Annotated in this window: 11 protein-coding genes; 7 read left to right on the forward strand and 4 right to left on the reverse strand. The window is 66.8% G+C overall.

Annotated features, from left to right (window positions below):
• The 3 genes from WBF82_RS02560 to WBF82_RS02570 form a co-directional block, all read left to right on the forward strand.
• The coding region (locus WBF82_RS02560; protein ID WP_424381541.1) for a hypothetical protein at window positions 1-111 on the forward strand (111 nt) is incomplete at its 5' end.
• A 12-nt stretch (window positions 112-123) separates the two neighbouring features.
• Entirely contained in the window at window positions 124-1,830 is a 1,707-nt protein-coding gene (locus WBF82_RS02565) for an alpha/beta hydrolase (protein ID WP_424381533.1), read from the forward strand.
• Window positions 1,830-2,459 carry a lysostaphin resistance A-like protein gene (locus WBF82_RS02570; protein WP_424381542.1) on the forward strand — a complete coding sequence of 210 codons (630 nt, stop codon included), beginning with the start codon at window positions 1,830-1,832 and terminating at the stop codon, window positions 2,457-2,459. The genes WBF82_RS02565 and WBF82_RS02570 overlap by 1 nt, the downstream gene beginning before the upstream one ends.
• Here WBF82_RS02570 and WBF82_RS02575 read toward each other — a convergent pair.
• On the reverse strand, window positions 2,456-2,896 hold the full coding sequence (locus WBF82_RS02575; RefSeq protein WP_424381534.1) for a PPOX class F420-dependent oxidoreductase: 441 nt from the start codon (window positions 2,894-2,896) through the stop codon (window positions 2,456-2,458). The two genes, WBF82_RS02570 and WBF82_RS02575, sit on opposite strands and share 4 nt — an antisense overlap.
• A 56-nt stretch (window positions 2,897-2,952) precedes the next feature.
• On the opposite strand from WBF82_RS02575, the gene WBF82_RS02580 reads away from it, so the two are divergent.
• The 3 genes from WBF82_RS02580 (at window position 2,953) to purM (ending at window position 6,256) form a co-directional block, all read left to right on the forward strand.
• Window positions 2,953-3,342: a sterol carrier family protein gene (locus tag WBF82_RS02580; protein WP_424381535.1), complete on the forward strand. Its 390-nt coding sequence runs from the start codon at window positions 2,953-2,955 to the stop codon at window positions 3,340-3,342.
• Between the two features lie 188 nt (window positions 3,343-3,530).
• A complete protein-coding gene (gene purF, locus WBF82_RS02585; RefSeq protein ID WP_424381536.1) occupies window positions 3,531-5,093 on the forward strand; it encodes an amidophosphoribosyltransferase in 1,563 nt (520 codons plus the stop codon).
• Window positions 5,094-5,152: 59 nt separating this feature from the next.
• Complete coding sequence (purM, locus tag WBF82_RS02590) at window positions 5,153-6,256, forward strand: phosphoribosylformylglycinamidine cyclo-ligase (RefSeq protein ID WP_424381537.1); 1,104 nt, start codon at window positions 5,153-5,155, stop codon at window positions 6,254-6,256.
• 74 nt (window positions 6,257-6,330) lie between these two features.
• On the opposite strand, the gene WBF82_RS02595 is transcribed toward purM, so the two are convergent.
• Entirely contained in the window at window positions 6,331-6,507 is a 177-nt protein-coding gene (locus tag WBF82_RS02595) for a DUF3073 domain-containing protein (protein ID WP_424381538.1), read from the reverse strand.
• A gap of 133 nt (window positions 6,508-6,640) precedes the next feature.
• Entirely contained in the window at window positions 6,641-7,735 is a 1,095-nt protein-coding gene (locus WBF82_RS02600; RefSeq protein ID WP_424381539.1) for a YgfZ/GcvT domain-containing protein, read from the reverse strand.
• A 115-nt stretch (window positions 7,736-7,850) separates the two neighbouring features.
• Here WBF82_RS02600 and WBF82_RS02605 point away from each other — a divergent pair, with 115 nt between their 5' ends.
• Window positions 7,851-8,720, forward strand: coding sequence for an aminodeoxychorismate lyase (locus WBF82_RS02605; protein WP_424381543.1), 870 nt, complete (start codon window positions 7,851-7,853; stop codon window positions 8,718-8,720).
• A 279-nt stretch (window positions 8,721-8,999) separates the two neighbouring features.
• Here the strand turns inward: WBF82_RS02605 and WBF82_RS02610 are convergent.
• Window positions 9,000-9,826: sensor domain-containing protein (locus WBF82_RS02610; protein WP_424381540.1), on the reverse strand; the 827-nt coding region annotated here is incomplete at its 5' end.

The following is a 9,826-nucleotide window of genomic DNA, read 5'->3' on the forward strand; positions in this document are numbered from 1 at the left end:
GGTGTCGTCGACCAAGGTTCGGACGCGGTGGAGGTTCAGGGTCTGTTCACCGTGTCCCTGGCAGAGCTGCGCAGCACATCCGAAGGAGTGCTGGCCGCACTTCTTCGTTGAGTGCCGAGGCTGATGAATATCGAACGTGGCCAACGTCATCCGTTGGTGGTGTGGGCGTGGAGCCTGCTGCGGCTGAAGTTCGTCGGGATCGCATTCGGCGCGTTGTTCTTCTGTCTGTCGTTGACGCCGTCGCTGCTGCCGCGGGACTGGGTCTTCCAGGGTCTGATCGGCGGCATCAACGCGGCGTTTGGCTACGGCCTTGGTGTGGTCATCGGCAACACCATCTACCGGGTGGTGCTCCGGGGTGCCCGGTGGTGGCCCCCGCCGGCGCGGGTGCTGTTCTGGCTCAAGGCCGCGGTCGTGGTGATCGCGCCGACGGCCAGTGTGCTGATGCTGATTCCGGCCGCCTCCTGGCAGCGGCAGGTGTCCGCGCTGATGGGCATCGAGGGCCCGACGACGCTGGGTTACATGCGGACGCTGATCGTTGCTGTCGTTGTCGGTGCGCTGTTGGTGTCGACGTTTCGGGTACTCATCGACGCCGTCAAGCTGCTGGCGCGAATGCTGATCAGACGATGGCACTTGCACGACGAGGTGGCGCTGTTCATCGGCACGACTATCGTTGTGGCGCTGCTGATCATGTTGTTCAACGGTGTTCTGGTCCGAGGATTCTTCGCGGGCGCCAACGCGGTGTTCCAGCCGCGGGATACCGCCACCGCAGCCGGTGTCTCGCAACCGATGCTCCCGGAAAAGTCCGGCAGCCCAGCGTCGTTGGCGTCCTGGGACTCGCTGGGCTTTCAGGGCCGCAACTTCGTCGCCAGCGGTCCGCACGCAGCTCAACTGACCCGGCTCAACGGCCGGCCCGCCAAGGAGCCCATCCGGGTGTACGCGGGACTGCACACCGCACCCGACGACCAAGGCCGACTGGCCACCGTCGTCGGCGAGCTCGAGCGCACCGGCGCGTTCACCCGCAAAATGCTGGTCATCGCGCCGACCACCGGCACGGGATGGATTGATCCGGTGGCGGCGGCCTCGCTGGAGATGATGTACAACGGCGACACCGCGATCGTCGGCGTGCAGTATTCCTACCTGCCCAGTTGGATCTCGTTCCTCGCCGACCGGCAGAAGTCCATGGATGCAGGCCGAATGCTGATCGACACGGTTCACCAACGCTGGCAACAACTTCCGCCAGACCACCGGCCAAAATTGGTGCTCTACGGCGAGAGCCTGGGCTCGATGGCCGGTCAGGCCGCGTTCGGGTGGCTGCCCGACATCCGTGCGATGGGCTTCGATGCGGTGCTATGGGTGGGGCCGCCACATGAAAGTCCGCTGTGGCATGCGCTGATCGTGCGGCGCGACCCTCACACGATGGAGGTGCAGCCGCGCTACGACAACGGGCGAACCGTGCGGTTCTCCGAAGCCAACGCTCCCGCAGACATCAGCGTGCTGGCTGGGCCGCCATGGCCGGGCACTCGTGTGCTGTTTCTGCAACACCCGTCCGACCCGGTCGTGTGGTGGTCACCGGATCTACTGTTCACCCAGCCCGAGTGGCTCATCGAGCCCCGCGGCCAGGACCGCACCGCGCTGATGCATTGGTATCCGGTTGTCACGTTTTGGCAAGTCAGCGCCGACCTGACTAACGCTGAGGGGGTGCCCGGTGGACACGGCCACAATTACAGCAACGACATCCTCGACGGCTGGGTCGCGGTGGCGCCGCCGGACGGCTGGACAGCAGCCGATACCGAGCGTGTGCGTGCTGCACTGAAACAGTCTGAAGCATGATGTGGCGCAATGCCTTTCGCCCTGCACGGGCGCTTGCGCTGGCCGCTGCACTGGTTGGCTGGAGCTTTGTCGGTCCCCGGCTGCCCGCCCGGGGCCGGTCGCCAGTGCAGGCCGGACTTGCCTGGCTGCTGGTTTTGCTGACGAGGGCGCAGCTTGGCCTGCGCCCACCACGACTGTGGTCGGGCACACGCCTGGGGCTGGTGGCCGCAGTGACGGCTGCGGCTGGAGTCGTGGTAGTGACAACCGTTCCAGCCGTGCGGCTTTCGATGCTCCGGCGGGAACTGCCAGCCTCGGCATCGACGTGGCTGGCGGTGCAGATACCGCTGGGTACGGTGTGGGGCGAGGAGGCGGCATTCCGTGCGGCGCTGGCCGCGGAAGCCGGCCGTGCTTTCGGCGCCTCCGGCGGTCGTCTGTTACAGGCCGTTGCTTTCGGCCTCTCCCACATCGCCGATGCGCGCGCGACCGGTGAGCCGGTGCTACCCACCGTGTTGGCTACCGGCGGCGCGGGTTGGGTATTCGGTTGGCTGGCCGAACGGTCCGGCAGCTTGAGCGCGCCGATGCTGGCGCACTTGGCGATCAACGAGTCCGCCGCGGCCGCAGCCCTGACCGCTCAGCGGCGCTCGCGCTAGTCGGCAGTCGTCGGAACGTCGCGGCTGTCGAAGGCCAGCTTGTGCGGCTCGGTCTCGGTGTCGTCAATACCGAAGCTGATGATGCGCCGCGGGGTGATGCGCAGGATCGCGGTGTCGATCCCCTCGCCGCTGGGTTCGGTGCGCTTCTCGGCGGACTCGGCTTGTTCAGCGGTCCCTCTGATTTCCAGGCAGCGCACCCGCCACGGGTTGCGGGACACAATGTCGTCGATCACCAGCGCAACGGTGTTGTTGGAAGCCACGTTGCGGAACTTGCGGCTTTTCGACATCCGGTAACCGTAGATGTCCAAGGTGCCCAGATCTTCGTTGTAGGTGAAGCCGACCGGACTGTTCTGCAGGGTGCCGTCGGGTTGGATGGTCGCCAACCGGGCGAGATCGGCGGCCTTCATGTACTCAATTTCGTGCGGTTTGAACGACATACAACCCACGCTAGAGTCTCAACTTCGGTTGAGGTCAAGGGTGAGACCCTATACCGATGGCCCGCAGTCGAGCCGATCCGGTTAAGACCCGCGACGCCGTCCGGGTTGTCGAAGCCTGGCTACGCGACGACACCAGGCCGGCTCCGAGCCGAGTGGATCTGGCGGCAGCGGTTCGGCTCACCGCGCGCACCTTGGCCGAGCAGGCGCCCGGCGCCAGCGTCGAGGTCCGCATTCCGCCTTTTGTTGCAGTGCAGTGCATTCCCGGGCCCAGGCATACCCGCGGCACGCCACCCAACGTGGTCGAGACCGATCCGCGAACCTGGCTGCTGCTGGCAACCGGGTTGCTGGACCTGACCGATGCCAGCGCCACCGGGGCGCTGCGACTGTCCGGCTCGCGGGCCGGCGAGATCCAGACCTGGCTGCCGCTGGTGGGCTTGGCCGGTTAGGCCCCCTGCTGCGCCCGGCCAATCGGTGAGTTGTGTGACATATGTGACAGCTGGCACCCGGTGGGGCCGTTTGGCCAGGAATAATGCTCTGGACGTGACGCAACACGCCCGCCCGATTCGGTCACATCACCGTCGCTTCCGTAGACTGCGTTACGTCACCAAACCGCCCCCCAGGGAGCCGCCCGACCGTGACCGCCCACGCAGACGTAGCCTCAGGGCATCTAGAAAACCCGCCCGGCGAAGAATGTGGTGTATTCGGCGTATGGGCCCCCGGCGAAGAAGTCGCCAAACTCACCTACTACGGGCTCTACGCGTTGCAGCATCGCGGCCAAGAGGCCGCCGGCATCGCCGTCGCGGACGGGTCGCAGGTGCTGGTCTTCAAGGATCTCGGCCTAGTCAGCCAAGTTTTCGAAGAGCAGACGTTGTTGGCCATGGAAGGCCACGTCGCGATCGGGCACTGCCGATACTCCACCAGCGGCCAAACCACGTGGGAGAACGCACAGCCGGTGTTCCGCAACACCGCGGCCGGCACCGGGGTGGCGTTGGGGCACAACGGCAATCTGGTCAACAGCGCCGAGCTCGTCTCCCGCGCCCGCGAAGCGGGATTGGTCAACACCAGGGTTCCGGGCGCCGCCACCACCGACTCCGACATGTTGGGCGCATTGTTGGCGCACGGCGCAGCCGATTCGAGCCTGGAGCAGGCCGCACTCGAACTGCTACCGACGGTGCGCGGCGCGTTCTGTCTGACGTTCATGGACGAGAACACGTTGTACGCCGCACGCGACCCATACGGCGTACGCCCGCTGTGCCTGGGACGACTGGACCGCGGCTGGGTGGTCGCGTCCGAGACCGCCGCGTTGGACATCGTCGGGGCCTCGTTCGTTCGCGACATCGAGCCGGGGGAGTTGTTGGCCATCGACGCCGACGGCGTCCGGTCGACCCGCTTCGCCAACCCCGAGCCCAAGGGCTGCATTTTCGAATACGTCTACCTGGCACGACCTGACAGCACGATCGCCGGCCGGTCGGTGCACGGCGCCCGGCTCGAGATCGGCCGTCGGCTGGCCCGCGAATGCCCGATTGACGCCGACCTGGTGATCGGTGTTCCGGAGTCCGGCACACCAGCCGCCGTCGGCTACGCGCAGGAGTCCGGCATCCCCTTCGGGCAAGGCCTGATGAAGAACGCCTACGTCGGACGCACCTTCATTCAGCCGTCGCAAACCATCCGTCAGCTCGGTATCCGGCTGAAACTCAATCCCCTCAAAGAGGTGATCCGCGGCAAGCGGCTCATCGTCGTCGACGACTCGATCGTGCGGGGCAACACCCAGCGCGCCCTGGTCAGGATGCTGCGGGAGGCCGGCGCCGTCGAGGTGCATGTGCGCATCGCCTCGCCGCCGGTGAAATGGCCGTGCTTCTATGGCATCGACTTCCCGTCGCCAGCTGAGTTGATCGCGAACGCGGTCGAAGACGAAGACGAGATGCTCGAAGCGGTGCGGCATGCCATCAACGCCGACACGCTCGGCTACATCTCGCTGCGTGGTCTGATCGCCGCGACCGAGCAACCCACCTCGCGGCTATGCGCGGCCTGCTTCGACGGCAGCTACCCGATCGAGTTGCCCGGCGAGACTGCGCTGGGTAAGAACGTCGTCGAGCACATGCTCGCCACAACCGCGCGGGAAGCCAAGCAGACCGACATCGCCGCCCGCGAAGCATCGCCGGAGGCGGAGCAGGCCTCGGTGCTGCGCCATCCTTAACTCAGCGCACCGGTGGCCGATACCCGTGTTTCGGCGCCGACCGGTAGCCTTTACCGACAATGGCCGACCTTAAAAAGAAGTCCGGAAAAGACCCGTCTTCGATATCTGACCCGGGCGTCACCTATGCCTCGGCCGGAGTGGATATCCACGCCGGGGATCGCGCCGTCGAATTGTTCAAGCCCTTGGCGTCCAAAGCCACCAGACCCGAGGTGCGCAGCAAGCTTGGCGGATTCGCCGGATTGTTCGCGCTCCGAAGCGATTACCGCGAACCCCTGCTGGCGGCATCAAGCGACGGCGTGGGCACCAAACTGGCGGTCGCACAGGCGATGGACAAGCACGACACCGTCGGCCTGGACCTGGTGGCAATGGTGGTCGACGACTTGGTGGTCTGCGGCGCCGAGCCACTGTTCTTGCTGGACTACATCGCCTTGGGCCGCATCGTGCCGGAACGGCTCAACGCGATCGTCGGCGGAATCGCCGAAGGTTGCATGCGCGCCGGTTGCGCGCTACTCGGCGGCGAAACCGCCGAGCATCCCGGTCTGATCGAGCCGGACCACTACGACATATCAGGCACTGCGGTCGGCGTGGTCGAAGCCGACGACGTGCTGGGGCCCGACCGGGTCAAGCCCGGCGACGTCGTCATCGCGATGGGGTCGTCGGGCCTGCATTCCAACGGATACTCGCTGGCCCGCAAGGTGTTGTTGGAGATCGACCGGATGAACTTGGCCGGTTACGTCGAAGAATTCGGCCGCACGCTCGGCGAAGAGTTGCTCGAGCCGACCCTCATTTTTGCCAAGGACTGCCTGGCGCTGGCCGCCGAAACCCAGGTCCGGACGTTCTGCCACGTCACCGGCGGCGGATTGGCCGGCAATCTGGAACGCGTCATCCCGAACGGGCTGCTAGCGGAGGTCGACCGCGGCACTTGGACCCCGGCGCCGGTCTTCGCGATGATTGCCCAGCGCGGCAGGGTCTCCCGCGCCGAGATGGAGAAAACCTTCAACATGGGTGTCGGCATGATCGCCGTGGTGGCACCGGAGGACACCGACCGGGCTTTGGCGATCTTGACCGCGCGGCATTTGGACTGCTGGGTGATCGGCGCAATCAACAAAGGCGGGAAAGAAAGCCCGCGGGCCAAGCTCGTGGGGCAGCACCCGCGGTTTTAGAAAAGTCGGCTTTGGGCCGACGAAAATGTGGGCCAATACCGGCCAGAAATGGCCGCAGGTGGAGCCGAAAAGTCTCAGCGGCGCCAGTTGTCTTCGGCACTCCAGGGGTCTTCGCCGTCCTGCTGGTCGGCGTCGTCGTCGTCCGACCCGGAAAGCTCGCGCTGAAGCCGATCGAAATCGGTCTGCGGTGAGCTGTATTTGAGTTCACGAGCAACCTTGGTCTGCTTCGCCTTAGCCCGGCCACGGCCCATGGGGGAACCCCCTCGCGCAATAACGGAGCGGCCCAACGAGTAGGCGGCTCCGATCTTTGTCTTTATTGTCCTGCCGACAGCTTACCGTGCCCGATGGTTGTGCGCTGTTGCGCCCCGCACCCCGCGCAGATGGTCATCGCGCCGTTCCTCGTAGTCGCTCGACGGCTACCCGACCGGCGCCGGGCCCATCGACGGGCGGCAGCGAGTCGGCGTCGATCACCGCGGGAACCTCGGCGTCACCGCCGGTGATCAGCTCGGTCTTGGCCGGTATCCCCCGCTTGAGCAATGCCAGCGCCACCGGGCCTAGATCGACGTGCTCGACCACGGTGCCAACCCTGCCCACGGCGCGACCGCTCGCCAGCACCGCGTCGCCGGTAGCGGGCCGGTCCGCCGACCCGTCCAGGTGCAACAACACCAGCATCCGGGGCGGCTTTCCCAGGTTGTGCACCCGTGCGACGGTCTCCTGACCGCGGTAGCAGCCTTTGTCGAGGTGGACCGCGCCCAGCCCCGGACCGCCGATCCAACCCACTTCGTGCGGGATCGTGCGTTCGTCGGTGTCGACGCCGAGCCGTGGGCGCACGGCCGCGGCCCGGTGCGCCTCGTAGGTCCACACCCCGGCCGGGCGGAGACCCGCCTGGGTCAAACGGCGCTGTAAGTCGGCGGACTCGGATCGGTCGACCAGCACATCCAGCTCGACTTGGCCCGGTTGCGCCCCGATCATCCGGCGCACAAAGCCATTACCGGTCATCGGCACCGCGGTCATCTCGGCGGGCAACGCATCCAGTCCCAGCGCGTTGAGCACTGCTGGTTCGCCGAGTTTCGGCCCCAGCAGCGAGAGCACGGCCAAATCGGCGGCGCAAGGAGTGACGTCCGACCAAAACACCATCTTGCGTAGGTAGTCCAACAGCGGCTCGCCCCGCCATGGCTCGGTGTCGAGATAGCTGACGCCGCCGATCTCGGTTTGGATCCAGTGATCCTCGACCCGCCCCTGCCCGTCCAGGCTGAGGTTTTGCGTGCTGGCGCCGTCGGGGAGTTCGCTGACATGTTGGCTGGAGATGTTGTGCAGCCAGGTCTGCCGGTCGGCGCCGGTCAACGTGAGCACACGGCGGTGCGAACGATCGACCAGCACCGCGTCGGTTTCAGCCGTCCGCTGCTCGCCCAGCGGGTCGCCGTAATGCCAGATCGCGCCGGTGTCGGGACCGGAGTCGGGGGCGGGGACGGCGGACACACACCAACTCTACGGGTCCTTAACCGCTGGGCCTTCTGGTGGCGACCCGCAGCGCCCGGCTTCGCCGCGCTCGCGATCGCCACTAAGCTTCTGGTCCATGACAGACCACCTGGGCGTGGTCGTCACGCTCGACGGCGAGGTACATCCGCCGGGATCGCCACTCCTGTTCGCCGATGATCTCGCCGCGGTGCGGGGCGACGGCGTATTCGAGACGTTGCTGGTCCGCGACGGTAAGCCGTGCCTGATCGAGGCCCATCTGGGCCGGTTGAGCCACTCGGCGAAACTGCTGGATCTGCCGCAGCCGGACCTGCCGGGCTGGCGGCACGCGATCGACCTGGCGGCGCGGCAGTGGGCGGCGGACACCGCCGGCGAAGCCGCGATGCGGCTGGTCTACAGCCGCGGTCGAGAACGCGGTTCGACGCCCACCGCCTACGTGACCGTGAATCCGATCGCCGACCGGATAGCCGCCGCCCGTCGCGACGGCGTGGCGGCGGTGACCCTGCCCCGCGAGTTGCCTGCGACCGGTGTCGAGGCGATGCCCTGGCTGCTGGCCGGCGCCAAGACACTCTCCTACGCCATCAACATGGCCGCCCTGCGGCATGCCGCCGCCCACGGCGCCGGTGACGTCATTTTCGTCAGCTCGGACGGCTATGTCCTGGAAGGCCCTCGGTCGACGGTGGTGATCGCGGTCGGTGCCGCAGCAGCCGGCGACAGTGTGTGCCTGCTGACTCCGCCGCCCTGGTATCCGATCCTGCGCGGCACCACGCAGCAGGCGCTGTTCGGGGTGGCTCGCGCCAAGGGCTACGACTGCGACTATCGCGCCTTGCGTGTGGCTGATCTTTTTGCAGCGCAAGGAATTTGGTTGGTGTCGAGCATGACGCTGGCAGCTCGCGTCCATACCCTCGACGGCCGGGTACTGCCGAGCGCACCGATGGCGACCGAGTTCGCCGAGCTTGTCGACGCGGCCATCGTCAGCGATCGCTGAAATCGGTTGTCGGCGCGACGCTGAGCGGGTACGGTCGGCCGTACACAGGGAAGGAGGTGGTCCGCGAATTGATAGCTCAATGGACTTGTGAGGTGGCTGCCCGCTAGCAGCACCGGGCGAGGAATCACCTGCGCGCGCTGGCGAATTCCCCGCAGTCACCCAGCCCCCGAGCCTCCGGTCTGTCCAACCAGGAACTATGGCTCGGGGGCTGCCCATTTCCTGAGGTCTGGCCCCGAACTCCAAACACGCTCTGCGGCAGCTGATATGGGGACGACCCCGTTACGGCGCCACCTTGGCGGCCATCTGGTCAGCGATCTGCACGGCCTCGTTGGTGATGTTCGTGCCGCACGCGACGACGTCGATGACCACATGAGACACCGCGCTCAAGACCCGCTGGCACGCCCGGCCGTCAGCGATTGCCTGCGTGCGCCGCTGCACCAGCCTCGGCGGCGCGCCGTTGAGGTCGGCGAAGGTCCACGGGGTGGTCTGATTACCGTCGTTCACCGTCACGGTTTGGCCACCACAAGCACTCCAACTGCCCGCGGATGTCCTGACGAACTCGCGGGCGCTTTGGGGGGTCGGGAATCCGACCGCGGCTTCCAAGACCCGCTTGGGCGCCTCGGTCGAGCGAAACCCCTGTCCCTGCACGGCGGTGAAGCCGCTGCCCTGGTAGGCCGCAGCCTGGATGGGTTCGAACGCGCCGAGACACGTCCCGTTCGACGGCATATTCGGCGAGGTGAGCATCTGACTGGTCTGGATATTTTGCTCCAGATTCGCCGCGCCCATCGTCGTGGTGAGGTCTGCTGCGCCGAGCAGAACCGCAGCCAAGTCGCTGGGCGGCGCACTGGCTGGCCCCGGGGCCGAGGATGGCGTGGGGCCCGACTGACTCGGCTGGCCGGTGAAGAACAGCACAGCCGCCACGATCGCGACCACGACCGCCAGCCCGGCCGCGCCCGCGATCAGCCACCGCTTGCGCGACGGCTGGGCGTCTTCAGTGGGCGCAACACTCGGCCGGGTGGGCTCAGGCCGTGGCGCGACGGTCTTCGGCGGCTGCGGTGGCGGGGCGGCGGGCGCCGTCCGCGATTCGGTTGGCGGCGTTGCGGGGG

Source organism: Mycobacterium sp. (genome assembly GCF_049673265.1).
Classification (GTDB): domain Bacteria; phylum Actinomycetota; class Actinomycetes; order Mycobacteriales; family Mycobacteriaceae; genus Mycobacterium.